Source organism: uncultured Kriegella sp. (assembly GCF_963975415.1).
Lineage (GTDB): Bacteria > Bacteroidota > Bacteroidia > Flavobacteriales > Flavobacteriaceae > Kriegella.
The window spans coordinates 525,142-550,946 of record NZ_CAXBGN010000002.1 but is presented as its reverse complement, the minus strand read 5'-3'; the positions used below and the strand labels follow the sequence as shown (position 1 = coordinate 550,946).

General features: G+C 40.3%; 20 protein-coding genes. 2 read left to right on the top strand and 18 right to left on the bottom strand.

Annotation, left to right across the window (positions count from 1 at the left end; translation table 11 throughout):
• Positions 1-3 precede the first annotated feature (3 nt).
• The 18 genes from AACZ88_RS06215 to AACZ88_RS06130 all read right to left on the bottom strand — a co-directional run bounded on the left by AACZ88_RS06215 (position 4) and on the right by AACZ88_RS06130 (position 23,327).
• A complete protein-coding gene (locus tag AACZ88_RS06215) occupies positions 4-3,150 on the bottom strand; it encodes an efflux RND transporter permease subunit (protein WP_339707766.1) in 3,147 nt (1,048 codons plus the stop codon).
• A gap of 44 nt (positions 3,151-3,194) precedes the next feature.
• A complete protein-coding gene (locus AACZ88_RS06210; protein ID WP_339707763.1) occupies positions 3,195-4,274 on the bottom strand; it encodes an efflux RND transporter periplasmic adaptor subunit in 1,080 nt (359 codons plus the stop codon).
• Positions 4,275-4,376: 102 nt separating this feature from the next.
• A complete protein-coding gene (locus AACZ88_RS06205; RefSeq protein WP_339707760.1) occupies positions 4,377-4,859 on the bottom strand; it encodes a transcriptional regulator in 483 nt (160 codons plus the stop codon).
• Between the two features lie 171 nt (positions 4,860-5,030).
• On the bottom strand, positions 5,031-8,195 hold the full coding sequence (locus tag AACZ88_RS06200) for an efflux RND transporter permease subunit (protein WP_339707757.1): 3,165 nt from the start codon (positions 8,193-8,195) through the stop codon (positions 5,031-5,033).
• A gap of 6 nt (positions 8,196-8,201) precedes the next feature.
• The gene (locus tag AACZ88_RS06195; protein ID WP_339707754.1) at positions 8,202-9,323 is read right to left on the bottom strand and encodes an efflux RND transporter periplasmic adaptor subunit; all 1,122 of its coding nucleotides are present in this window, start codon (positions 9,321-9,323) and stop codon (positions 8,202-8,204) included.
• Between the two features lie 104 nt (positions 9,324-9,427).
• Entirely contained in the window at positions 9,428-9,823 is a 396-nt protein-coding gene (locus AACZ88_RS06190; RefSeq protein WP_339707751.1) for a hypothetical protein, read from the bottom strand.
• Positions 9,824-9,832: 9 nt separating this feature from the next.
• The gene (gene pheS, locus AACZ88_RS06185; RefSeq protein ID WP_339707748.1) at positions 9,833-10,852 is read right to left on the bottom strand and encodes a phenylalanine--tRNA ligase subunit alpha; all 1,020 of its coding nucleotides are present in this window, start codon (positions 10,850-10,852) and stop codon (positions 9,833-9,835) included.
• A gap of 292 nt (positions 10,853-11,144) precedes the next feature.
• A complete protein-coding gene (locus AACZ88_RS06180; protein ID WP_339707745.1) occupies positions 11,145-13,040 on the bottom strand; it encodes a SulP family inorganic anion transporter in 1,896 nt (631 codons plus the stop codon).
• A 10-nt stretch (positions 13,041-13,050) separates the two neighbouring features.
• On the bottom strand, positions 13,051-13,680 hold the full coding sequence (locus tag AACZ88_RS06175; protein WP_339707742.1) for a carbonic anhydrase family protein: 630 nt from the start codon (positions 13,678-13,680) through the stop codon (positions 13,051-13,053).
• 104 nt (positions 13,681-13,784) lie between these two features.
• Positions 13,785-14,084 carry a hypothetical protein gene (locus AACZ88_RS06170; RefSeq protein ID WP_339707739.1) on the bottom strand — a complete coding sequence of 100 codons (300 nt, stop codon included), beginning with the start codon at positions 14,082-14,084 and terminating at the stop codon, positions 13,785-13,787.
• Between the two features lie 57 nt (positions 14,085-14,141).
• Entirely contained in the window at positions 14,142-14,900 is a 759-nt protein-coding gene (locus tag AACZ88_RS06165; protein ID WP_339707736.1) for a tetratricopeptide repeat protein, read from the bottom strand.
• Between the two features lie 51 nt (positions 14,901-14,951).
• Positions 14,952-16,733: a BatD family protein gene (locus AACZ88_RS06160; protein WP_339707732.1), complete on the bottom strand. Its 1,782-nt coding sequence runs from the start codon at positions 16,731-16,733 to the stop codon at positions 14,952-14,954.
• Positions 16,733-17,590 carry a tetratricopeptide repeat protein gene (locus AACZ88_RS06155; RefSeq protein WP_339707729.1) on the bottom strand — a complete coding sequence of 286 codons (858 nt, stop codon included), beginning with the start codon at positions 17,588-17,590 and terminating at the stop codon, positions 16,733-16,735. The genes AACZ88_RS06160 and AACZ88_RS06155 overlap by 1 nt, the downstream gene beginning before the upstream one ends.
• A gap of 1 nt (position 17,591) precedes the next feature.
• Positions 17,592-18,644: a VWA domain-containing protein gene (locus AACZ88_RS06150; RefSeq protein ID WP_339707726.1), complete on the bottom strand. Its 1,053-nt coding sequence runs from the start codon at positions 18,642-18,644 to the stop codon at positions 17,592-17,594.
• A gap of 61 nt (positions 18,645-18,705) precedes the next feature.
• On the bottom strand, positions 18,706-19,704 hold the full coding sequence (locus AACZ88_RS06145; RefSeq protein WP_339707723.1) for a VWA domain-containing protein: 999 nt from the start codon (positions 19,702-19,704) through the stop codon (positions 18,706-18,708).
• Entirely contained in the window at positions 19,705-21,363 is a 1,659-nt protein-coding gene (locus AACZ88_RS06140) for a BatD family protein (protein ID WP_339707720.1), read from the bottom strand.
• A 5-nt stretch (positions 21,364-21,368) separates the two neighbouring features.
• Positions 21,369-22,235 carry a DUF58 domain-containing protein gene (locus AACZ88_RS06135; RefSeq protein WP_339707717.1) on the bottom strand — a complete coding sequence of 289 codons (867 nt, stop codon included), beginning with the start codon at positions 22,233-22,235 and terminating at the stop codon, positions 21,369-21,371.
• Positions 22,236-22,325: 90 nt separating this feature from the next.
• Entirely contained in the window at positions 22,326-23,327 is a 1,002-nt protein-coding gene (locus AACZ88_RS06130; protein ID WP_339707714.1) for a MoxR family ATPase, read from the bottom strand.
• 533 nt (positions 23,328-23,860) lie between these two features.
• Here AACZ88_RS06130 and AACZ88_RS06125 point away from each other — a divergent pair.
• Positions 23,861-24,616: an SDR family NAD(P)-dependent oxidoreductase gene (locus AACZ88_RS06125; RefSeq protein ID WP_339707711.1), complete on the top strand. Its 756-nt coding sequence runs from the start codon at positions 23,861-23,863 to the stop codon at positions 24,614-24,616.
• Positions 24,613-25,749: an ATP-binding protein gene (locus AACZ88_RS06120; protein ID WP_339707708.1), complete on the top strand. Its 1,137-nt coding sequence runs from the start codon at positions 24,613-24,615 to the stop codon at positions 25,747-25,749. Before AACZ88_RS06125 ends, AACZ88_RS06120 begins: the two co-directional genes overlap by 4 nt.
• Positions 25,750-25,805: the final 56 nt, after the last annotated feature.

Below are 25,805 nucleotides of genomic sequence, written 5' to 3'. Positions count from 1 at the left end.
TTTCTAGTTCTTTGATTGTTCTGTGATTTCTTCGGGAGCACCGGTTATGCGCTCTTGAATGGTTTGGAAAATGACATAAAGCGCTGGAATAACAAATACCCCGAATATGGTGCCTATTAACATACCACCAACCGCACTCATACCAATAGATTGGTTGCCGACTGCACCGATACCTGTAGACAAGGCCAAGGGCATTAATCCGAGAATAAAGGCGAAAGAGGTCATCAATATGGGTCTAAGTCTAGCTTTTGCACCATCAATGGCAGAGTCAATTATCGACATGCCTTGTTTTCTTCGTTGTAACGCAAATTCTACAATTAGAATGGCATTTTTAGAAAGTAGACCAATAAGCATGATTAAGGCAATTTGGAAATATATGTTATTCTCAAGACCTGCCATACTTACAAAACCAATAGCTCCGGCAATACCCACTGGAAGCGATAACAAAATCGACAATGGTAATATGTATGATTCGTATTGGGCGCTCAATAAGAAGTAGACAAAGACCAAACTCAGTATAAATATAATAATCGTTTGGCTACCTGCACTGTTTTCTTCTTTTGTGAGTCCCGAATATTCATAGGTATAGTTGTTGGGCAATACCTCCGCGGTTACTTCTTCGATTGCTCTAATGGCATCACCAGTAGAATAACCAGGATTCATGGCTCCGTTAATCTTAACCGAACTCAATAAGTTAAACCTACTAACTACTTCAGGGCCGTAAATTTTCTTTAACGATACAAATTGTGATACAGCAACCGACTCGCCATTTGAATTGGTTACAAAAATATGGTTCAGCGAATTTTCATCGGCCCTATCTTCAGGTTTCGCCTGGATCATAACACGGTATTGCTTACCGAACTTGTTAAAGTCAGTGGTATATAATCCACCATAATATCCTTGCATTGCACTGAAGACATCGGTCACCGCTAACCCGGCCATTTTAGTTTTCTCAATATCTACCTCTAATTCATATTGCGGGAAATTGGCGTTGAAATTTGTGATAGCGTATTGTACTTCCGGTCTTGCATTTATAGCAGCTAAAAACTCATTGGTAACCTTATTTACAGACTGCCAATCATCTGCATCCTTACTTTGTAAATTCATCTCAAAACCGGTTGAGTTACCAAAACCACGTACACTTGGCGGTGTAAAGAAGAATATTTTTGCATCTTTTAATCCGGCGGTTTTAGCAAAAAGACTTCCCACGACTTCCTGAACAGATTCGCCTTCACCCTTTCGTTCGCTCCAATCTTTAAGTCGAATTACCGAGAAACCATAAGAACCACCGTTGACACTATTCAAAATACTAAAGCCGGTAATGTTCATTCTAGCTTGTATGATATCCATAGATTCATAAATGGAATCAAGCTTTTTAACGGTCTTTTGAGTCTGCTCCAATGTCGTTCCTGGAGGCATCGTAACATCGGCAAATACAATGGCTTTATCCTCATTGGGTATAAAACCTGTTGGGGTAGAGCTGAATAACATATATGCGATAGCAGAAAATATTACAAGCGATAATACGGTTACCCATTTTCTTTTGGCAATGAATTTTACCGAGCCAACATATTTATCGGTTATTGCATCAAAGCCAGTGTTAAAGGCTGAAAAGAAACGTTTTGTAATTCCTTTTTTATGTTCTTCCGATGGATTGTGAGGCTTCAATAAAAGTGCTGCCAAGGCCGGACTAAGCGTTAAGGCGTTTACCGCAGAAATAAGAATTGCGATAGCCAATGTTATTCCAAACTGTTGATAGAATACGCCCGAAGATCCACTAATGAAAGATACCGGAATAAATACGGCCGACATTACCAAGGTGATGGAAATTATCGCACCTGATATTTCAGACATCGCTGTTTTTGTTGCAGTTTTAGCATTGGTGGCGCCTTCTTCCATTTTTGCATGCACCGCTTCTACTACCACAATAGCATCATCTACCACTATACCAATGGCGAGAATCATTGCAAATAACGTCAGCATGTTGATCGAATAACCAAATAATGAGAGGAAGAAAAAGGTTCCAATTATGGCTACTGGAACCGCAATAGCCGGGATCAATGTTGATCTAAAATCTTGTAAGAATAGAAACACCACTAAGAATACCAGCAAAAACGCTTCAATTAAGGTTTGTACAACATGGTCTATAGATGCGCTTAAGAAGTCTTTGGTATTATACGGAATTACATAATCCAATCCTTTCGGGAAATCCTTTTCACTTTCTTGTAAGATATTTTGAATTTCATCGATAATGGCATTTGCATTAGATCCCGAAGTTTGGAAAATACCGACTGCGGTGCCGGGCTTACCCATACCTTCGTTTTTTGTACCATAGTTAAAGGCACCCAATTCGACTTCAGCTACATCTTTAAGTCTTAAAAATTGACCGTTTTCTTGAGCTTTAATGATGATATCCCCATATTCTGCCTCCTCTGAAAGGCGTCCTTTGTATTTAAGAACATATTCATACACCCCATCTGCATTTTCACCTATCTTACCTGTTGCAGCTTCAAGGTTTTGCTCATTTAATGCGGCTTGTATGTCAGAAGGCATTAGCTTGTAAGCGGCCATCTTTTCTGGGTTCAACCAAATACGCATTGAATAATCTTTCGATCCAAATACAGTTACATTACCCACCCCTTCAATACGCTGTAACTTAGGTACTATGTTAATTCTAGCATAGTTCTCTACAAACGTTGCATCATAATCATCGCTGTCTGAAAATAGGGAGAAGAATAATAATGCACTAGTTTGAGACTTTTGGGTAATTACTCCGGTTTGAACAACTGCTTGCGGTAAAACACTGTTTGCTCTCGCCACCCTGTTCTGAACGTTTACCGCGGCAATATCTGGGTCGGTACCCAATTTGAAAAAAACGTTTATAGTAGCGGCACCGTCATTACTAGCGTTGGAGGTCATATACAACATGTCTTCAACACCATTAATTTGCTCCTCTAACGGAATAACAACACTATTAAGTACTGTTTCTGCGTTCGCACCTGTATAGGTACTTGTAACCTGTACCGTTGGTGGTGCTATTTCTGGATATTCTTCTATAGGTAAGGTTGTCAATCCTAGAACACCTAGAATAACTATGATAATCGATATCACCGTAGACAATACGGGTCTATCTATAAATTTTTGAAACATTGCTCTTTAATTATAGATTGTGAGAAATACGATGTAAACGAAGCTTATTTGGAAGGATTAATGGTCATTCCGTCTTTTAATTTTGAAACTCCTTCTAGAACAAGGGTAGTTCCTTCTTCTATTCCGTTTTCTACGATAAAGCCTTTCTGGGTATTGGTTGTAATATCTAAAGGCACGGTTGAAACGGTATTGTCATCTTTGACCACATATATGAGTTTCTTCCCCTGAAGGTCAACAGTTGCTGATTGCGGTATTTCATAAGCCCCTTCGTATACTGTTGGTATTTTAATTTTACCTGTACTACCGCTGCTCAATAAATTGTCTTTATTATCAAAATCAGCTCTCGCAGTTACACTACCTGTAGTACTGTTAATGATAGTGTTTATCATGGCAAGTTTACCGGGCTCGGCATATTCTTCGCCATTGATCATAACAAGTGTCACGTTTGGAGCTTTGGCAACATCCATAGTGTTGTTCTTAGGCATAGATTCCTTTAGCTTTAAAAGTTCCTTTTCGTTCATTGAAAAATAGGCACGTACTTCACTAATATCGGAAACAGTAGTTAATGGTTGACTCATGTTTGAGCTGACCAAAGCACCTATTTTGAAAGGAATCTCTCCGATGTAACCGTCTACTGGACTTGTAATGCGGGAGTAGCCAATGTTTGATGCCACACTTTCATAACCAGCTTTGGCTTGTTCTAGCTGCGCTTTAGCAGTTTCTAGTTGAACACTACTGATAATGTTTTTCTCAACTAGCGGTTTTAACTTATCAACTTCGACTTGAGCAACATTGACCGATGCTTTTGCGGCATTGGCATCTTGGTTCAATGTTTGGGTTTCCAATTTAAAAAGTAATTGACCTTTTTTGATTTTTTGACCTTCTTCTACATAAACTTCCTGTACGAAACCGGAAACTTTTGGCCAGATTTCAACATTCTGTTTACCTTCTAATGTGGTCGAGAATTCATTGTATACCGTTAAATTTTGCCTATCTAGTTTAGCTACTTTCAAACTTGGCGGTGGCGGGGCGGCAGCTCCTTGTACTGGTTTTTCTGATGTTGCAAAGCAGGAACTCAAAAGAAGGGCGGTGCTTGATATGGCTATAATTGAAAACTTTTTCATTTTAAGGTGGATGTTTGTTTGTATTAAATTATTGATTCGAACCTGTTAAGGTTTTGTTAATTCGGAATGTTCGGTATTAAACGAACTAAACATATAAAAAAATTATTGTTCAAGATTCTTTAAGTTGACAATTGTCTTTTTGTAGATAGCTTTGGTGTCTTCTAAACATTTCATATAAATCTTTTTCTTCTCTTTATTGGCTTGGTGCTTTTCAGCGTTATATGTTTTATTAAAGGCCGCTACCTTTTCGATCATCTCAGATTCATCTTCAAGCTTTTTAAGTGTTTTATTTAACTTTTCAACAAAAAATGCATCTTTTTCCGCAATTTTGAAATATCTCCTTCTATCTCCGGACTTGGTAAAATATTTGATAAAATTCATTTGCAATAAAAGATTGAGCGAAGTCGATATGGAACTTTTGCTGGCACCCCTCTTAATTAGACAATCATCAAAAGTGAGTCCTTCTTCCTCGGTTATCACAAGGCTAGCAAAAATTCTTGCAGCCAAAGGGGGAAGGGAATATTCATTTTCAAAATGAATGCCCAATTCCTCGATTAACAATTTTTTACTTTCTTCTTTATTCATGATCAACATAAATTTCAATGCAAATGTACGGTTAGTTCGGAAACAACCAAACCAAACGAAATAAAATTTATGTTAAAATATTAAATGATAATTTTTGAGATTGACTTCTAATGCCTTTTGTTACCCTGTTTTGGGAATTAAGTTTTAAGGGTACGTTTGAGATGCTAATACTTATACGCTTGGGGTGTCACTTGGAATGTTAAGTTTTTGTGATACCGCTTTCGGTGGCCCCGAAAGTTTTTCCTGTAACCACTGAAAAACAACAAATAGTGTTGGAATGATAAATACGCCAAGCACCGTACCGATGAGCATGCCTCCAACGGCCCCGGTTCCTATGGCATTGTTTCCTGCCGCACCTACTCCAGAGGCCAGTACCAAGGGCATCAACCCCAAGATAAAGGCGAAAGAAGTCATTAGAATCGGACGCAAACGGGATTTGGCAGCATCAATGGCCGCTTCCTTCAATGAAAGTCCGTGTTGTCTGCGCTGCCTAGCAAATTCTACAATAAGAATTGCATTTTTTGCCAGTAGCCCGATTAGCATAATTAAGGCAATCTGAAAATAAATATTGTTCTCAAGACCTGCGAATTTTGTAGTCAAATACGCTCCTGCAACTCCTATTGGTAAAGATAGCAACACCGAAAAAGGTAAAAGATAGCTCTCGTATTGTGCCGATAGAAAGAAGTACACAAATACGATGCTTAGTAGAAAAATAATACCCGCTTGGCCTGCGGAAGCAATTTCTTCCCGTGTAATTCCTGAGAAGGCCACTTCGTAATTGTTGGGCAAATTGTCTTCAGCTACTTGGCTCACTGCCTCAATCGCATCGCCGGAACTAAAGCCGGGAGCGGCCGAACCATTTATTGTTACGGCATTGAACAGGTTAAATCGACTCACTGTCTGGGGTCCGTATACACGATTCAGGCTTACAAATTCAGAAACCGGCGCCATTTCACCCTCACCGTTTCGTACAAACATACTATTTAGACTTGCAATATCTTTTCGGTCTTCAGGCTCGGCCTGTACAAATACCCTAAACTGTTTTCCGAAGCGACTGAAATCTGCTGCATATAAACCGCCAATATATCCTTGAAGTGTTCCTAAAATGCTGCTAATTTCTACGCCAGCTTCCTTAGCTTTAGGAATGTTAATATCCATCTGTAATTGGGGGAAATTTGTGCTGAATGAATTGGAGGAAAACCCGATTTCTGATCGTTGGTTTAGCGCCGTCACAAAATCGTTGGCTACCTTGTCAAGGTCTTTCAATTCGCCAGAAGTACGATCTAACAATTGTAGTTCAAATCCGTCCGATGCTCCAAAACCAGGAATACTAGGCGGGGTAAAAAAGAGGATCTTGGCATCTGCGATGTTGGCGGTCTTGGCGAATAATTGTTGTATAATGGCATCTGCCGAAGTCTCGTCCGTTTGCCTTTGATCGAAATCTTCTAGAATAATAAAACCCATCCCGTACGAACTACCGGCACCTGAAAAGAAGTTTCGCCCACTGATAATAGAGGCCGTACGAATTCCTTCGACCGAACTGATAATCTCGTACAATTTTTGCTGAACGCTGAATGTTCTATCTAAAGATGCACCCTGCGGAAGGTCAAGGTTTAGAAAAATCACACCGCGGTCTTCCGAGGGCACAAAACCACTTGGGGTAGTGCTGTTCGCCCACCAAATGGCGGCTCCGCAAATAATCAGTAATAATGCGGTAATCCATTTGTGATGTATCAAAAATCCTAGAGAGCCTACATATCTTTGGCGTATCGCATTGAAACCTATGTTAAATGCAGTATAGAACCGTTGAAGAAATCCCTTTTTCGTTTCTTCCCTGTTCTTATAGGGCTTAAGAAAGATAGCACAGAGTGCTGGACTCAAAGTCAAGGCGTTTACGGCCGAAATGATGATAGCAACAATAAGTGTGACCCCAAATTGCTCGTAGAACACCCCGGAAGGACCTTGTATAAAAGTAATCGGAATAAATACGGCGGCCATGACCAAGGTAATCGAGATAATGGCCCCGCTTATTTCATCCATGGCGGAAACGGTAGCTTCCAAAGCAGAATCATAACCTTCTTCCAATTTTGCATGTACGGCCTCCACCACCACAATAGCGTCATCGACCACAATACCAATGGCTAAAAGTAGCGCAAAGAGGGTCAAGAGGTTGATGGAATACCCTAGGATTTCCAAAAAGAAAAAAGTACCGATTATAGCGACAGGTACCGCTATGGCAGGGATAAGTGTCGATTTGATATCTTGTAGGAAGATAAATACAACAAAGAATACCAATAAGAAGGCTTCAATCAAGGTTTCTTTGACCTTGTTCATCGAAGCTGTCAAAAACTTATTTGTATCGTAGTTGATGAGGTAATCTACTCCTTCGGGAAAATTCTGTTTTAAATCGTCGAGCTTTACATAGATTTTCTCAATAATTTCCTGAGCATTCGAACCGGGTGTTTGAAAAACGCCGAAGCTAATGGCTGGGTATCCTCGAGATAGACTGGTCGAGCTATACGAAAACGCATCCAGTTCTACCTTTGCTACATCCCCAAGTCGTAAAAACTGACCGTTGCCGAGTGATTTTATGATGATATCACTATATTCTTCAGCAGTCTTGTATCGCCCCTTGTATTTGATAACATATTCGAAAGAGGCTCCCGTATTTTGTCCCAATGAACCCGCTGCAGCCTCCAAACTTTGTTCGCCGATGGCATTGGATACATCGGTCGTGGTAATGCTGTAGGAGGCCAATTTCACAGGATCTATCCAGATACGCATGGAATAGTCTTTGGCTCCGAAAACCGAAACATCGCCAACCCCATTGACGCGTTGAAGTTCTGGTCTTACATTGATATTTAGGTAATTTTGAACAAACGTATCATCATAATCCGGATTTGTCGAATAAATGGCGGCATACAAAAGCGCAGAGCTCTGTCTTTTTTGTGTAATCACCCCAGAACGTATGACCTCGGCAGGAAGTAGTGCATTTGCTCGCGCTACCCGGTTTTGAACGTTGACGGCTGCAATATCGGGGTCTACGCCCTGCTCGAAATACACGGTAATACTCGCACTACCAGTATTACTTGATGACGACGTAATATAAGTCATTCCCTCTACACCATTGATCTGTTCTTCGATAGGTACGATGACACTTTCTAAAATAGTTTCGGCATTGGCTCCTGGGTAATTGGCCGAAACCTGCACCGTTGGGGGTGCGATATCTGGATATTGGGTAACAGGCAGTGTTGCCATACCCAGTAGACCTAATACTACAAGTATAATCGATATGACCGTGGAAAGTACCGGCCGTTCTATGAATGTTTTTAGCATCGGACGTTATTTAAAAACGGTTGTGAATGAACTGGTAATACTGTCGATTGTGGTCAGCTGAGGTACGATTTTGGAGCCAGGGCGAACCTTATTTATGCCTTTGGCAAGTATTTCGTCGCCTTCGTTTATTCCTTCTATTACAACAACTCCCCCGATTGTGGCTTTTGGATCTACGATTTTGGTTACCAGTGTATCGCCTTCTATCAAATACACAAAGGTGTTGCCCTGTTGCTCAAAGGTAGAAAGAGCGGGTACAATAAGTACATCCTGCATTTTTTCTGGGAGTAAGATGGTACCGCTGCTGCCATTTCTTAAGAGTCCCTCAGGATTGACGAAAGTGGCCCTGAATTTTACGGTTCCCGTATTGGGGTTGATCTCCCCGGTAATAGTTTCTATCTGGCCTTCATGGTCGTAGATGGAACCGTCTGCTAAGCGAAGCTGTACCCTGGGTAGATTCTCTGCCTTTTCCTCCAACGTTTCACCCTTTATTTTTTTTAGGAAGCCAATTAAATCTTTTTCGTTCAGTGAAAAGTAGGCATACACTTGGGAAATACTGGAAATGGTAGTCAATGGGCGGGCATCTTGTGAGCTAACCAAATTACCCTTACGAAAGGGAATGGATCCCACCACCCCGTTAACGGGGCTTTTAATGTTCGCATAGCCGATGTTGGCCGTAACACTTCGGTAATTGCTCTTGGCCTGTTCTAAGTTGGCCTTCGCAGTTTCCAATTGCACGTTGCTAATGATGTTTTTATCTACTAAGGGCTTTAATTTGTCAACCTCTACTTGTGCTGCGTTAATTCTAGCCTTTGCGGCCCCGGCATCTTGGGTAAGCGATTGGGTTTCCAATTTAAACAATAACTGCCCCTTTTTTACCACTTGGCCCTCGTCTACCAAAACCGATTGAATGTACCCTGGTACTTTGGCGCGAATAGTGCTATTCACAATCCCTTCGATGCTTGCCGGGAAAGTAGCAATATCTTCAACGCTTCTTTTAGTTACTAGAATAGTTGGATAGGACGGTATACTTTGAGGTTTTTGGTCGGCAATCTTATTTCCACAACCTGTTAATAGCAAAGTTATTAAGGCTAAAACCGAAACAAGAAGAGAAGATAGTTTTTGTTTCATAAGCTTCAATTTTTTGAAAAATGCAACGCTTAAAACAAAAATACGATAGGGTCAATTTTAAGTCGAACAGGAGTAGTTAATTGAATGTTAAAAGCCTGAAAGGCTCATTCCGATAAAATACCCTCTTTGTCAATGACGGAAATATGTTTTAATGCATTTTCTTTTACCGAATATTTCGGAAATAAAAACCGTTTTTCGAAGAGTTTGCCCTCGGCAAAAAATGTAACAAAGAACTCATTGTTCAATGCCAGTACATCTTCCTGTAAGAGTTCGATTTTCGCAAAGGATTTTGGGGCGACCAAACCGATTCCGTGTCGCATGATAGATGTTTTTCGTTGTTCGTCAAAACCTTTGGAGACGACTAAAACCATTTCAATCTGATCTTGCCTATTGTTGATGAGATAGGCATTCCAGTCTTTTGAGAGAAAGTCGTCGTTCCATTCCCTTACCACGGCAACATACACATCTTTGGCAATAGGTATTTCAATATCCTTTTTCAAAACGAAATTTTAAAAAGTACTCTTGAATTGCTCTAAAAACCTAACGTCATTTTCGCTGAGCAGTCGAATATCAGGAATTTGATGTAGTAATAATGCAATACGATCAATACCCATACCAAATGCAAATCCCGAATATTCGTTCGCATCTATACCACAATTTTCTAGCACATTGGGGTCGACCATACCACATCCCATAATTTCAAGCCAGCCGGTTCCTTTGGTCATTTTGTAATCGGTTTCGGTTTCCAGGCCCCAATATACGTCTACTTCCGCACTCGGTTCTGTGAACGGAAAATATGAAGGGCGTAACCGTATTTTCGATTTGCCAAAAAGTTCGGTAGTAAAAAATTGTAAGGTTTGTTTTAAGTCGGCAAACGACACATCTTTATCAATATAGAGACCTTCCACTTGATGGAAAAAGCAATGCGATCGTGCAGAGATGGCTTCGTTTCGATAAACCCTACCGGGCGAAATTGTTCTGATAGGAGGTTTATTGTTTTCCATATACCGTACTTGAACCGAAGAGGTATGGGTACGTAGCAAAATATCGGGATCGGTCTGAACGAAGAAAGTGTCTTGCATATCTCGTGCAGGATGATGCTCTGGGAGATTCAAGGCGGTAAAATTATGCCAGTCATCTTCAATTTCAGGACCTTCTGAAACGTTAAAGCCAATTCTTGAGAAGATATCGATAATTCTATTTTTTACAATTGAAATAGGATGTCTAGCACCTAATTCGATAGGTTCTCCGGGTCTTGTCAAATCACCGTAAATACCTTTCTTCTCCGATTTTTTCTCTAAGGCACCCTTAAGAGTGCTTACCTTTTCGGTAGCAGTTTGCTTCAGCGCGTTGATGGTCTGGCCAAATTCTTTTTTTTGTCCGTTAGGAACATCCTTAAATGCTGCAAAAAAATCATTCAACAGCCCTTTTTTTCCTAAATATTTTATTCGGAAAGCCTCAATTGCTTCTTTATCGTCAGAGATGAACGATTCGACTTCTTTTAGATGCTCTTTTATTTTATCTATCATTGTTTGGCTAAAGAGAGAAGGGCAAATTTAGGAAATATTCCTATTACGTGCCTATAATATGCCATTGCATTTACAGATTATGCTGAACTAATAATTACTCCAATTGTCAATCTCAGAGCTTATTGGCTTCAATGCCCTTAGAATAGAATGTGATAGATGGGAGGAATCACGACAATAAAAGGCCCTGTCGCGCTGATTGTAATCGGGTATAAATCCGAAATTATGCGACAGGGCCAATTTGATTATAAAAATATAAGAACCCTTAGCCCGGTTTGTCTTATATCGCCTTTATTTATTGCTTAGCTTCCACTTTATTGTCCTTGTTCTGAAATTGACTCTGTTTCAACTTTATATAAGAGGTAGCCTGCTTAAATGTATCGAAGATATTCTCTTTAGGAACCAGGTCGGGAATAATGTCGATTCGCTCCATCATATACATGGGTTGTTGCAATACATCTACTAAAATCACTTCGATGTCTTTTTTCCTTAAATCGACAAGTACTTCTTCCATAGCATATAAACCACTTTGATCCATATATTGCATTCGATCCATTCGTATAATTACGGTAACGGCCGTATCTGGAATTTGATCGGCCAATTGCTGAAATTCACTGGTCGATCCAAAGAACAACGGTCCTTTGATATGTTTGATGAAAACTTCGTTTTTCAGATTTTCAGGAAAATTAGCTTCATCGTCCCAAGCTTTTTCTTTCAGCAAGCTCTTTACATCAGAACGCTCGGCAGTCAAATCCCCCATTTTTTTCATAAACATCAAAGAAGCAATAACAAGGCCCACGCCCACGGCATATACTAAGTTCCATACGGAAGACAACACCAGTACGATAAGCATGATAATTACTTCTGAACTCAATTTTATTGGTCCGAATCTCATATCCTTAGGTAAACTTGGAATGGCTTTGAGACCTTTGTAATCCATAACACCGATTCCTACGGTTACCAAAATTCCGGCTAGAACTGCTGCGGGTATTTGGGAAGCAACTGGCCCCATGGCAAGCAGTATGACCAAAAGCAGTAACCCTGCAATCATACCTGATAATCTTGTTTTTCCACCTGCATTAATATTGACCACCGTTCTTATGGTTGCTCCGGCCCCCGGAATTCCTCCGAAAATTGCACCGATACTGTTTCCGATACCTTGACCTACCAATTCTTTGTTAGGCTTATGTTTGGTCTTTGTCATGTTATCGGCAACTACCGAAGTAAGCAAAGAATCAATTGCACCCAAGAGTGCAAGGGTTAGAGCCGTAAAAATGTAAGGAGTTATCGAACCTAGTTCGAATTCGGTAAAAATTCTCAAGTTCGGTATGGGTAAACCACTAGGTATTTGTTCAATAGGCCTATAGTTTAAGCCGAATCCGTAGGCGACACCGGAGACAACTACCAATGCCACCAATGCACTGGGTATTTTAGTCGTAATTCGCTTAAAACCATAAATAATAAAAATGGTCGATAAAGCAAGGATGAGCTCAAGCCAATTGATGTTCTGCAAGGCTCTTGGCAATACCTTAAAAGCACCAACGACTCCAGAAGCATCGCTAGCGGCCAAGGTCTTGGCCTCTTTCAGCATATCTTCTTCAGTAATGCTCTCGGCCCGTTTTATGGTCTCTTCGAAATTTTCTAAAACTAAAATGCCTTCTCCTGCTTCCTCTTTTAGAATGTTATCAAGAATGATTTCTTCGGCATGCGGTTTGAATTGGTCTACAAATTCGACGTCTTCTTTGGGGTAGTACCCTATGGCCGGTAATATTTGAGTAACCAGAATAATCACACCTATTGCCGTCATAAAACCAGAGACCACGGGGTAAGGAATGTACTTTATATACTTTCCGATTCCAATAAGCCCCAGGCCGATCTGCATGAGACCCGCCAAAAGAAAAATGGTCAATATTGCTGGTAAGGCCTTTTCTATACTGCCGTCATATATGGCCACAATGCCCGCGATAACGACCATACTTACTGCGGTCATTGGAGCTGTCGGACCAGAAATCTGCGTGTTCGTACCTCCGAACATAGCCGCAAAAAAACTGATAAAAATTGCTCCGTAAAGGCCCGCACTTGGACCCAGGCCAGAGCTAACCCCGAAAGCCAAGGCTAGAGGGAGTGCAACGATACCAGCGGTGATTCCACCAAAAAGATCGCCTTTAAAATTAGAGAATAGGTTTTTCATATCGGGTTTTTTAAAGTAATTCTACCTTTCCATTGGAAAGTGAGTAAACACCACCGACGATTTTGATTTCGCCATTGTCTTCCATTTCTTTTAAGATGGGACTTTTTTCACGTATTCTTTCAATAGTCAGTTTTACATTATTGGCCACAGTCGCGGCAACAAAATCACTGTTCGAAGAGTTAGCTTCGCCCTCTATTTCTTCAGCGGAAAGCTTTACTGCCGGCAGTATGTTGCCCAGCATCGAAGTAATATTGCCCATTTCTACACCGTCGCAAGCTGCTTTTACGGCCCCGCAAGATTCATGACCTAAAACTAGAACCAATTTACTTCCAGCGGCTTTGCAAGAGTATTCGAGACTACCCAATATATCCGTATTTTCAAAGTTTCCGGCAACTCTGGCAACAAAAACGTCACCTATTCCTTGGTCAAAAATAGTTTCTATTGGGACCCTTGAATCAATGCAGGATAATACAACGGCCTTTGGAAATTGTCCGTTTATGGTAGATTTGCGTTGTTCTTGATAGCCTCTTGTTTCCATATTACTGTTGATAAACCGATCGTTGCCAGAAATAAGATCTTGCAATACGGCGTCAGGAGATAGGGAATTTTGAGTTTTTTTATCCAATGTTTTGGTAACCATGATGTTATGATTTTTAGTTTAAATGTACAGATTTAAATCCACAAGAAATTATGAAAATATTTTCATATCTCTATGGATATTTTTATTGATTATAATTACAGGAGCTAGATAATGGGTTCCGGGGGAGGAAGAATTATTTCTAAAGTATGGTCAAAGTTGGCCAAAAGATAGAAATCACTTAAGGAGTGGTTCCTTAAGCGAGCTAGAAAGTAAAAATTCGTGTTGTCGTATACAATTTTTTTTTCGGCAACGTTTTTTTTCCCTTGTTCAGACTGCTCCTCTTCATTTAAGTTGATGGTAATAATGGACTTTCCATCATTGTTCATCAAAGAAATGATAGGCGGTGCAAATATGGCAAAGAGCCATATTGATAAAAGGGTAATAAAAATTGTCGATCTAAGCATTGAACGGCATTTATTGCAAAAATAATATCGAAGAAATCAATATGCGTTAAAGATATATTAAAAATCTTTAAGCATTTTTAAATCCTCCGAAGAAATCCAGCCTGTTTTGCCATCGGCTATCTCAATTTTTTTCCAATCGTTGAGTATATCAACGACATTGACTTTCGCTCCTTCATGCAACGTAAATATTGCCTGACTTCTTTTATTCGGTTCAGATTTCACCATTGTTTCCTCTGAGAAAATTATGGCAGGATTGTCTTTTTTAAAATCGCTAAAGCCCATATAAGCAAAAATAAGGCCAACCACCATAAAGAGTATTGAAACAATACTTGCTACAAATGCAATACGTTTTCGAGAAGAAAAACGGAAAAAATAAAATGCAATATAGGAAATTACAAATAAAAACATAAAGGCTACGGCCAAATAGGCCCATTGGTCAAAAGACAACGCTTTTACTGTTGAATTGTATAATTTAGAGAAGATGGTCTTAGGTAGCGGTTCTATGGCGTCTAAGGTCATATTTTGGGCATAGGCCAAATTATTTTTTATCTCGGGATCATTGGGTTTTAAAAGTAACGCTTTTTCATAATAATAGATGCTTGGTGCAATATGATTAAGCTTGTAATAACAGTTGCCCAAATTAAAATAGAGTTCAGGGGAATGTTGTTTGTTCTCTAGTATTTTGAGGTAACTCTCGGCAGCTTGTTCATAGTTACCTTCATTATAGGCTGTTGTAGCCCGATTAAAAAGGGCTTCATTTTGTGCCGTGGCCCAAAAACATATAAGAAGAGAAAATGTTGTTATTATTTTTTTCAATTCGCTTTTTTTCAATTCATTGATCCAGTTCTTTCCCGCCCTGATTTAGGGCTACAATTGTTTGTCCATCTGGGAAATCACTTCACTGGCCTTGTCGTAATCTTGTTGCATTTGTACTTCAGAAAATGGGCTATACCGAGCCATTTCACAATTTTGCAGTAAGGCTATGAAACCGTCCTTGGTTGCAACATCTACTTTTCTCTCGGTCAGCAAGGTTGCAATTTTATCTTTACTGAACTCCGAGGTTTCAATTTTCAATTTTGCCTTTAAGTAGTTGTGCAGTGCTTTTTCCAAAGCTATATAAAATGCTTCTTTGTTACCTAGTTCTTTTTTTGCCTTTGATAAATATCTTCGTGCTAGTTTATTTGCCCTTTTTATTTTATTGCCGGCAACATCGCTTGCAATGGCCTCTCTTTTTTTGCCGGTAATAATGGTTAAAGGAATCAATATTAACGGAAGTAATAACCATAAATAGAAGCGGGTAGACCCAAAAAAGTGCTTTAAGCCTATGGTTGTCAAGTTCGGATCCAGTTTTATGAAATTAAATTGATCCCCAGTGGTTACGACTGTCTGCTTGCTTCCTGAATTGAGAACGGATCCCGAGGGGCCGGCGGCACTACTCGGACCTTGGATTACATCTATCATAATTTCCTCTGAACTCAGGTTCTTGTATTTTTCCGTTGTAGGGTCAAAATAGCTGAACGAGATGCTTGGAATAGGGTACTTGCCCTTAAAGGAGGGTACAATAGTGTAGCTGTTGCTTACTTTGCCTTGCATGCCGGAAAGGGTGGTGCGAACACCTTCTTCAAACTCTGGGTCATAAACCTCTAAAGAACTGGGCAGATTCGGTTCGGGTAGTTGAAAAAGCTTGAGGTTGCCTTTTCCGCTGACCTCTACTTTTGCTTGTAACGATTCCGAGGCATTGAGTTTTGTTTTGCTTGTGGTGACCGTAAAATCAAAATTGCCGACCGCCCCGCCGAAATTAAGCGGTTTTCCTTTAGAAGGCAATGCTTTCACTGTAATTGTGCGTTTACCTGCCGATACTGTTTTGTTTGTTTGGGAATAAATACGTCCGCCAAAGAAGTCCCGTTTGTTGGTGGGTACGTCTACTGTAACCTCTAGGGAAAGGGGTTCGATCTCAAGTTCCCCGGATTTTTGAGGATAGAGAACCACTCTTTTTAATACAACATATCGGTAAGGCTTTCCTTGATAGGTGCCATTTTGGGCATTAAGTTTAGAAACCGGAATATCTTGGCTCCAAAAGTTATTATATTTTGGATTGTCTAAAGGCCGGTAATTCGAGACACTAATGGAAGGGCTGACATATAGCTTGTACACCACGCTAAGGGCTTCATTGAGATAGGGGTTGGTCTTTGAGACTTCCGCAACTAAATGTAGGCTCTCATCGGCAACATCGTCTACGGTTTTCTCTCCACTGGGATTATCGACCGCAGCTGTAACCTCGACCTGTTTTGCCAGTGATTTATAGGTTGTGCCCTCGATTACGATGGAGGCTTGTTTGATAGAGAATTTCCCACGAGCTGTCGGGGTCAAGGTATAGGAGTACGTCTTGGAATAGCTTCTAACACCGTTGAACCATGACGAACTAATTCGTTGCGACGGGCCCATCAGAACGCGAAAGCCCTCAAAATCAGGGGGGATGAAATCGTCTCCGTCTTTGTTCATGATAAAATCGACGCGCAGGCGCTCGTTTATGCCCAGTTTTTCTTTACTCAGTTCTACTTTAAAAGTAACCGCATCCTTATCCTGCGCATTCATAAAGATGAATGCGAAAAGCATTGGAAAAATTGCGATATATTTTTTAAAGCCCATTACCAGTCCTTCTCATTTTTAACTTTTACGCCTTTTACTTTTTGTGCATCGATTTTTTCTTGCACTTTTTTCTCCTCATTCTGCATGGCATCCAACAGATTTTGAATTTGTTGCTTGCTCAATTGATTAGGTCTAGGTTGTTGCTGCTGATTCTGTTCTTCCTCAGATTTATCACCTTGATCTGGCTGTTTTTTTTCTTCTTCTTTTTCATCTCCATCTCCTTCTTTATTGTCTTCTTTTTCATCTCCTTCATCACCCTTGTCGCCTTCATCACCTTGGTCTTGCTCGTCTTGATCTTTATTGTCTTCTTTATTGTCGCCCTCGTTCTTCTGGTCTTCGTCCTTTTTATCTTCTTGGTCTTTGTTATCTTTGTTATCCTTGTTTTGCTCGTTCTGTTCTTGCTCCTTTTTGAGCATTTCTTTTGCCAGTGCAAGGTTGTATCGGGTTTCCTCGTCCTTGGGGTCGTTTCTAAGCGCTTCTTTATAGGCCTCTACCGCTTTTTCGTATTCTTTGCGCTTCATAAAAACGTTACCCATATTATGGTACGCTTTGTGTTTGTCTTTTTTATCGGTGGCTGTCTCACCGGCCTGCTTGAAACGCCCGAAAGCTTCGCTGTAAGTTTCCTTATTATAATAAGCATTACCTAGATTATAGGGTGCTGCGGCATTCTCTTCACTTTTTGAAATGGCCTTTCTATAATCGATTTCTGCTTCAACGAATTTGTTTTCAGAAAGCGCGGCATTTGCATCCCAAGTAAGGTTTTCGGAAGCTCGAAGTGCATCGCGATTCTCTTTTTCGGTTTCTTGGGCATTTAGCAAGTTGCCCAACATTAGCATTATGAAAATGAATTTTTTCATATTATAGAATTTCTTCGTTCTTTTCGTTGAACAAATTCAATTTTTTAAGCCATTTTGTTTTTCTGTCCAAGATAAAAACATCTAAAAAAAGAAACAACAGTCCCGCACCTAAAAACCATTGAAATTGGTCTTTGTACTCGGCGAATTGCTTGGCTTCGAATTCCGTTTTGTCCATTTGGTTCAACAGTTCTTTGATTCTGTTTACGGCTGTCTCCGTATTCGTGCCGTCGATGTATTCCCCATTTCCTTCTTCGGCAATGTCTTCAAGAACTTGTTGATTTAACTTTGATATGACCACCTCTCCCTGAGCATCTTTCTTAAGACTTTCGACTACGCCATTGTGCTTTATTGGAATTGGAGCACCTTTGGTTTTACCGACTCCGATTGTAAAGATGCGTATGCCCTCTTCCACGGCAGGTTCGACGGCGTTCAATGCCGAACCATCGGAATGGTCTTCGCCGTCTGAAACAATAAAAAGCACTCTGTTGGTCTGCTCTTCATCATCGTAATATGTGGTTGCCAATTTTACGGCCTCATTTATGGCGGTTCCCTGCGAGGTAAGCATATCGGTATTCATACTCTGCAAGAACATCTTTGCCGCTCCATAATCGGTTGTAATGGGAAGCTGCGGAAAAGCTTGCCCGGCATAGGCGATGATGCCGATACGGTCACTGGCCAATTGATTGATAATTTCAGAAATCAGTCTTTTTGCCTTTTCAATACGGTTGGGGGCAATGTCTTCGGCCAACATACTTTTTGAAACATCAAGGGCAAATACGATATCGACCCCTTCCCGTTTAACCGTCTCCAATTTCGTGCCAATTTTTGGGTTGACAAGCCCTAAGGTCAGAAATGTTATTCCTAATAATAGAAACAATAGTTTTAGCGTAGCCTTGAAATTAGACTTATTAGGGGTCAACCGCTTCAACAAGGCAAGGTCTGCAAACTTTTTCTGCGTTTTTTTCTTCCAAATTAATGACAGCACGAATAAGACGATCATCACAGGGATAATCGCCAATAGGTAAAAAAATATTTTTTCGTCGAACTGTATCATTTTTTCTCTTCTATCTCAAGCCCTAAACAGTTTTCATTGTTCGATGGGCGTATACGATGTTCTAAATAAAACTTCTAAATAAGGTATTTCGCAATAGCCATTCCAATACTAACAAAGCTCCTGCCAAAAGTACCCATGGCCTAAATTTTTCTTCATATTTATAGTATTTGAACTCTTCTATTTCTGTTTTTTCGAGTTTGTTTATTTCATCGTAAATGGCCTCTAATTTTTCGTTGTTTGTGGCTCTAAAATATTGACCGCCCGTTGTATTTGCAATATCCATTAACAAATCTTCATCTATTTCAACTTGGCGCATACCATATCTGAATGACCCATCTGCATTATAGGAAATAGGAGTTAGCGCATTTCCGTTCGTGCCCAACCCTATGGTATAGGTTTTAATGCCGAACTCAATTGCCAGATCGGCTGCGGTCTGGGGTTCAATAAAACCCGAATTGTTGACTCCGTCTGTTAGCAAGATAATTATTTTGCTGATGGCCTTGCTTTCTTTTAATCTATTTACGGCTGTGGCTAGACCCATTCCTATTGCGGTTCCATCATTCAATTGGCCGTAGGTTATTTCCCGTAATGCGTTAAGAACAATTGATTTGTCACTCGTAATGGGTGTTTTGGTAAACGCCTCCCCCGCATAGGCGACTAACCCTATTCTATCGTTAGGCCTTTTCCGAATAAAATCAGAAGCCACCTTTTTCAGGGCCGATAACCTGTTGGGTTTTAAGTCTCTGGCGAGCATACTGGAAGATACATCTATGGCCATTACAATATCGATACCTTTGGTCGTCTTTGTTCTGGTAGAGATGTCTTCTGTTTGGGGTCGCGCCATAGCTACTATAATTGAGGCCAATGCCAATAACCTAAAAAGAAACAATATGGGTTTCAGTTTGGGGAGCAGCCCTCCTTTGGAAAACCCTTTGGTGCTTGAAATCTTAAGGGACGCGCTTTGTTCATTTCGCTTAAAAAAATACCATAGCATTGCTAGTGGCAGCAATAACAGCAGCCAAAAAAACTCAGGGTTTGCGAATGATATATTTTCGAACATCTATGCCTCTGTTTTTACCTCTACGGTTTTTAATATACGATCAACAATTTCTTGCGCATATGTATCGTCTTCTTGCCAGGTTAGCAATATTTGTTGTTGAAAGCCTTTACCTCCAAAACTTAATATCACATATTTTCCGGTGACCGGCTGCGATGCGTCTGGAATCGTGAACTTTCCACTTCCATAGGTTTTAATTCCCTTAACACCGGTAATGGTCGAGAACTCCTCTTGTTTGGTAATTATGTTCTTTGCTCCCTTTTTTTCGAAGTTTTTCAGTAATTGTTGAATGGTTTTTTCGTGATCAGGCTCAACGGGTTGGGTAAAGGTCGTTGATGTTGCGGCAATCGTAAGGAGTGTTGCATCATTTTGGTATATAAAAGTCTGCATTTCTTGGATATTCGCTTGGGCTTCTGGTGGAACCTTAATGTCCTGCCGTGCCAAAACCTCTGGTGTTTCAAGATCTATGGGAGGATAACCATAAGAACTGGAGACCCATTCTTTTTCTAGAAGTCGCTTCGAAGCATCTCCTGTTACTGTATCCCACACATAGGCTGGTCCGTAATAGATGGTCAAAGATGTGATGGCAATTAGTAGTGCTCCTACCGCGATACCTGTAGTCAATATCCATTTTTTTCGTTGTTGCTTTCGCGCCAATTCTTCTAGATATTCTTCTTGCTCCATTAATTCTTCCATGGTAGGTTCTGGAAGGGCATCGTGGGTCTTGATTACGATTTGTTCAATCGATTTTCGATCTTCTTCAGCTACTGCTGTGTCCGGTTTTGATTTGGCAAATTTGACCAAATCCGCAGTCTGTAATATGCGTTTGAATTGGTGAAGGGTGTCGTGATCAAGCTTCAATTCGCCTGCGTCCTTCAGCATTTCCAATTTGGAAATCAGTTCGTCGGTCGTGCTTTCCATAGCCATTACATGAGCATCTTCTTCAAGATAAGAACGCACAATAGTCGTAAGTTCTGTATAATATTCTTTATACTCGTCTTGTATTAGATACTTGGAGTTTTCTAGCTTTTTAAGCTCTAAAAGTGCTCTGTCGTACGGGGGTAACAAAGCTTCTTTTTCAGCTTCCGTCAATGGTTTTTTTCGGAAAATAAACCAATAAATCAGTCCTCCTAATAGCGCTAGGCCAATAAGTATACCCAGTAGCATTTTCCAGAGCTGCATATGGCTCTTTTGTACCTCCATCAATGGCTTGATGTCGTACATTTTTTGTGCTAAGGTATCTACGGCAACAGTTGCCACTTCGATCTGCAATGAGTCGGTGAGATACCCCTTGCCGTCAATTTCTATGCGTTGGGCAGGTAATTTGTACAAGCCTGAATCAAATTGGGTAAGCGCGTAAATTTTTTGAAGCGTATATCTGTCGCTTTTTCTAGTAGTATCGGTGGCAAAGGCCTCAACGGTTTCTAACGGAGCGAAAGTTTGTCCTTCCGGGAAAATAACCTGTGCGGTAGAATCTGCCTCTACAGTCACGGTGAAATTTATTTGCTCCCCTATCTTGATAGCGGTAGTGTCGACCTCTGAACGTACGGTTGGTACATTTTGTGAAAAGCCTTGAAAAGTACAAATAAAGACCAGGCATCCAACCATATACCGCAAAGCCTGCGATATATAACAATTATGTATTACCTTTTCATTTTTCATTGAAATCAACCTCTTCGCTTAAAATAACCCAATAACTTTTTTACATAACTTTCATCGACCCTGCAACTTAATACGCCACAACCCGATTTGGTAAAACTATTTTTAAAATAATCGACGCGTTCTTTCTGGTAATTCGCATAAGCCCTTCGCACTTTTTTTGATTGGGTATTGACCAATTGAACCGTTCCGGTCTCGGCATCTTCCATTTGAACCATGCCTAAATTGGGTATTTGTTCTTCACGTTCGTCAAAAACGCGTATTCCAGTAACATCGTGTTTGTTTCCTATTATTTTTAGAGTGCGCTCATAATCGTCGGCAATAAAGTCGGATAGTACAAAAACGATAGCCTTCTTTTTCATTACGTTGGTGAGGTACTTTAATGCCCCGGCAACATTGGTCTTGTTACTTTTAGGCCTAAACTCGAGCAATTCTCGAATGATTCGGAGTACATGGCTCTTTCCTTTTTTTGGAGGAATAAAAAGTTCGATTTCGTCGGAAAAAAGAATCAACCCAGCCTTGTCATTGTTCTGCAATGCCGAAAATGCGAGTGTGGCCGATATTTCAGTAATGATTTCCTTTTTGAATTGATTGGTCGTTCCAAAGTATTCTGAACCACTAACATCGACCATCAACATCATGGTAAGTTCCCTCTCCTCTTCAAAAACTTTTACAAAGGGCTCGTTATAGCGCGCAGTAACGTTCCAATCGATACTTCGAACATCGTCACCAAACTGATACTGTCGTACTTCACTGAAGGTCATGCCACGACCTTTGAAGGTAGAATGGTATTCTCCTCCAAAAATGTGATCGGAAAGACGGCGCGTCTTTATTTCGATCTTACGAACTTTCTTAAGTAATTCTTTGGTATCCATTTTTCGGTAAACAGTTTTCAGCAAGCGTGTTTCAATCGCAACCAATAAATAAATTTAAACGGCGACTGCAACTGCTAACTGCCCACTCTTCTAAGGTACTTCGATCTCGTTAACGATCTTGTTGATGATTTCTTCTGAAGTGATGTTTTCCGCCTCTGCCTCGTAAGTTATTCCAATACGATGTCTAAGCACATCGTGTACTACCGCCCTGACATCTTCCGGTACTACGTAGCCACGACGCTTGATAAAAGCAAAACATTTGGCCGCATTGCCCAAATTGATACTACCCCTTGGAGAAGCTCCGAAGCTTATCAAAGGTTTTAAACTCTCCAAATTATATTTTTCAGGATAGCGTGTGGCAAAGACAAGATCCAATATATATTTTTCTATTTTTTCGTCCATGTAGACCTCCCTAACGGCCTTTTGGGCACTCAAAATCTGATCTAAAGAAACGACGGGCTTAACTTCTTCGTACGCCGACAATAAATTTTGACGCATTATCAACTGCTCTTCGTTCATTTTTGGGTAGTCAATAACCGTTTTTAGCATAAAACGATCTACCTGTGCTTCTGGCAATGGGTAGGTGCCTTCTTGTTCTACAGGGTTTTGGGTGGCCATAACCAAAAAAGGCTTGTCTAAAATAAAAGTTTCGTCACCAATGGTGACCTGTTTTTCCTGCATGGCTTCCAATAAGGCAGATTGCACCTTGGCAGGAGCACGGTTAATTTCATCGGCCAACACGAAATTGGCGAAAATCGGACCTTTTTTTATGGAGAAATCATTCAACTTCATGTTGTAGATCATGGTACCGACCACATCGGCGGGCAAAAGGTCTGGAGTAAACTGTATTCTGCTAAAACTGCCCTTTACGGCTTTTGACAAAGTGTTTATGGCCAAGGTTTTTGCGAGACCGGGTACTCCTTCCAATAAAATGTGGCCTTGACCCAAGAGACCGATAAGCAGTCTTTCGACCATATGTTTTTGACCAACGATAACCTTGTTCATTTCGAGGGTAAGCAAATCTATAAAAGCACTTTCGTGGGCGATTTTCTCGTTCACGGCACTAATATCAACAGTAGTATTTTCCTCCATATATTTTTATAAATTTTGGTGTTAATCGGTTGAATGGTTATTAGAGGTGCAAATTGAAAATTTATTCATTGAGTAGCTGTTAACGATTGGTTAAAAAATAGCACAAGCCCTTATTTTTATGAAGTTTTTAAGGGATTTCTTTTTAATTTCACACAGCTATGGAAAACTTTAACTTTTTTTCTAAGATTATGGCAAGATTCCTGACTTGGGGTAACCGAGAAAAGTAGTTTTCTAAAGCTGAAATAATTCTCTTGGCGACCCCTTGCTGGCAAGCGTCAATCGCCACTTTTGCCATAGTGATATTTGCGTTGAACATACCTAGTGAAGCCGATTATGGAAATAATTTTTTCAAAAACACTGTTTTTAGAATGGGTCCCTTTAGGTAATGATTGTTTGATATATTTTAAGGTCATTGTGGTTATATTGGTGTTGGTTGTGTTGCTTTGGAATTTTAAAAGTAGTCTTTTTTAACGAAGATAAACTTAGGGCAGATTGTTCTGGGATTTTTAATTATTTATTATCAAAGAATGTTTATGAGTAAAACCGTACTTATTACTGGTGCTACGAGTGGAATAGGTAAAGCCACCGCTGAACTTTTTGCTACAAAAAATTTTAATCTGATTCTATGTGGTAGACGCCAAGAGCGGCTTGATGATTTGAGCAATGACCTCGGTAAGCAAACGAAGGTCCATACGTTGAATTTTGATGCTCGCGATAGAAATGCGGTAATTGACTCGATCAATTCTCTGCCAAAAGGGTTTTCAGCGATCGATATTTTAATCAATAACGCAGGAAATGCCCATGGGTTAGACCCCATTGAGAACGGTAAAATTGACGATTGGGACGCTATGCTCGATATTAATGTAAAGGGGTTGCTCTATGTTTCCAAGGCCGTAATTCCGAAAATGATCGAGAAAAAATCGGGGCATATCATTAATATTGGTTCAACGGCCGGAAAAGAGGTGTATCCCAAAGGTAATGTATACTGTGCGAGTAAACATGCTGTTGACGCCCTAACAAAGGGCATGCGTATAGATTTGAATCCATATGGCATTCGTGTTGGCGCCGTAAACCCAGGGGCCGTCGAAACCGAATTCAGTAATGTGCGATTTAAGGGAGACGACGAAAAGGCCGCAAATGTATATAGGGGATTTCAACCCCTTGTGGCACAAGATATTGCGGAGACTCTACTTTTTGTAGTCACAAGACCACCTCATGTAAATATTGCAGATTTGATTGTGACGCCAACGGCACAAGCATCTGCCACTATTTGGAAGAAAGACCAATGATTAACAAACGGCTATTGGTAAAGAACCTGCTCGCCCATAATGACGAGAACAGTTTTTACGACAAGAAGCGCTTTATTGATATTGGCCAAAAAGAAGGAAAGGGGAAATTTCTTAAACACGTTTGTGCCTTGGCAAATAGTAACCCCCAAAACAACTCGTTTATTGTAATCGGGGTGGAAGATGAAGACAACAAAATTGTCGGAGTCGATTTTTTCGATGATAGCAAGATTCAAAATTTGGTCAATGCTTATTTAGACAATCCTCCTTTGATATCGTATGAAAATATTCCTTTTCCCCATTTACCTGAGGGTAAGGTTGTAGGGTTGGTTACCATTAGATCCAATGGGAAAGTTTGCGCCTTACGAAAGAACATTTGGAAATATTATGGAGGCGCAGTTTTTTTTCGGGAAGGAAGCATCAGTATGCCAAAAGCATATGGCATAGAGCTGAAAAATAGTAATGTCGACGCCGTAGCGACTATTGAACAACATGCACATAATAACATAGAACTTACCTTAGATGGGGTTATCGATTTCATCAATTACCGCCATAAAGACCTGACGAGCAGTTACAAGGTTTTTAAGGAACAGTTTGTGGTTTGCTGGGCCGGAAACGAAAAGAAGGTGAAAGGCAATGTTTATTACTCGAGGGTCGATATTGAGCTGATTAACGAACAGGTGAAATTGTTCTATTCGACCTTGGATGAAATCACTATTACTTATGATGAGCAATCTTTCTCCACAACGGAATACGTGCAGCTGGGACTTGGAAAAAATCAGGCTTACTATCCTTTGGAAAAAATGGTGCTTACTTTTGATGACAACGGCACCTATCAAATACAGAGTGATTTAATTTTCAAACCTCCGCAATTCGATAAGAAAACATTACACCATATCTACAATGCCAACAATGCCTTGCTTCAGAAGCTGAAAAATAAAATGGTAGTTAAGCCTTCGGAAAGGGCCGACCTAAAAAATCTTCCCGACACCTATTTGATCTGTTATCTTAATGGGTTTGAAGAGGCAAAAGATCAAATGGAAATTGCAAGGCCATTACTTAAGCTATATGATGAAAAGATATATGCTTCTTTAAAAGAGGCACTACGAATCTTAAGAAAAGTCAGGTATAATTAGGGCATTGGAGTGGTACAAGGCGGCAATCTATTTTAAGTTGGCTTTTTTTATCGACT

Excerpts from the sequence above, each read along its gene's own strand:
- AACZ88_RS06135 (WP_339707717.1), bottom strand. The coding sequence starts at position 22,235 with ATGGATACCAAAGAATTACTTAAGAAAGTTCGTAAGATCGAAATAAAG.
- AACZ88_RS06150 (WP_339707726.1), bottom strand. The coding sequence starts at position 18,644 with ATGATACAGTTCGACGAAAAAATATTTTTTTACCTATTGGCGATTATC.
- AACZ88_RS06200 (WP_339707757.1), bottom strand. The coding sequence starts at position 8,195 with ATGCTAAAAACATTCATAGAACGGCCGGTACTTTCCACGGTCATATCG.
- AACZ88_RS06145 (WP_339707723.1), bottom strand. The coding sequence starts at position 19,704 with ATGTTCGAAAATATATCATTCGCAAACCCTGAGTTTTTTTGGCTGCTG.
- pheS (WP_339707748.1), bottom strand. The coding sequence starts at position 10,852 with ATGATAGATAAAATAAAAGAGCATCTAAAAGAAGTCGAATCGTTCATC.
- AACZ88_RS06120 (WP_339707708.1), top strand. The coding sequence starts at position 24,613 with ATGATTAACAAACGGCTATTGGTAAAGAACCTGCTCGCCCATAATGAC.
- AACZ88_RS06195 (WP_339707754.1), bottom strand. The coding sequence starts at position 9,323 with ATGAAACAAAAACTATCTTCTCTTCTTGTTTCGGTTTTAGCCTTAATA.
- AACZ88_RS06160 (WP_339707732.1), bottom strand. The coding sequence starts at position 16,733 with ATGGGCTTTAAAAAATATATCGCAATTTTTCCAATGCTTTTCGCATTC.
- AACZ88_RS06180 (WP_339707745.1), bottom strand. The coding sequence starts at position 13,040 with ATGAAAAACCTATTCTCTAATTTTAAAGGCGATCTTTTTGGTGGAATC.
- AACZ88_RS06155 (WP_339707729.1), bottom strand. The coding sequence starts at position 17,590 with ATGAAAAAATTCATTTTCATAATGCTAATGTTGGGCAACTTGCTAAAT.
- AACZ88_RS06140 (WP_339707720.1), bottom strand. The coding sequence starts at position 21,363 with ATGAAAAATGAAAAGGTAATACATAATTGTTATATATCGCAGGCTTTG.
- AACZ88_RS06210 (WP_339707763.1), bottom strand. The coding sequence starts at position 4,274 with ATGAAAAAGTTTTCAATTATAGCCATATCAAGCACCGCCCTTCTTTTG.
- AACZ88_RS06175 (WP_339707742.1), bottom strand. The coding sequence starts at position 13,680 with ATGGTTACCAAAACATTGGATAAAAAAACTCAAAATTCCCTATCTCCT.
- AACZ88_RS06205 (WP_339707760.1), bottom strand. The coding sequence starts at position 4,859 with ATGAATAAAGAAGAAAGTAAAAAATTGTTAATCGAGGAATTGGGCATT.
- AACZ88_RS06125 (WP_339707711.1), top strand. The coding sequence starts at position 23,861 with ATGAGTAAAACCGTACTTATTACTGGTGCTACGAGTGGAATAGGTAAA.
- AACZ88_RS06215 (WP_339707766.1), bottom strand. The coding sequence starts at position 3,150 with ATGTTTCAAAAATTTATAGATAGACCCGTATTGTCTACGGTGATATCG.
- AACZ88_RS06130 (WP_339707714.1), bottom strand. The coding sequence starts at position 23,327 with ATGGAGGAAAATACTACTGTTGATATTAGTGCCGTGAACGAGAAAATC.
- AACZ88_RS06170 (WP_339707739.1), bottom strand. The coding sequence starts at position 14,084 with ATGCTTAGATCGACAATTTTTATTACCCTTTTATCAATATGGCTCTTT.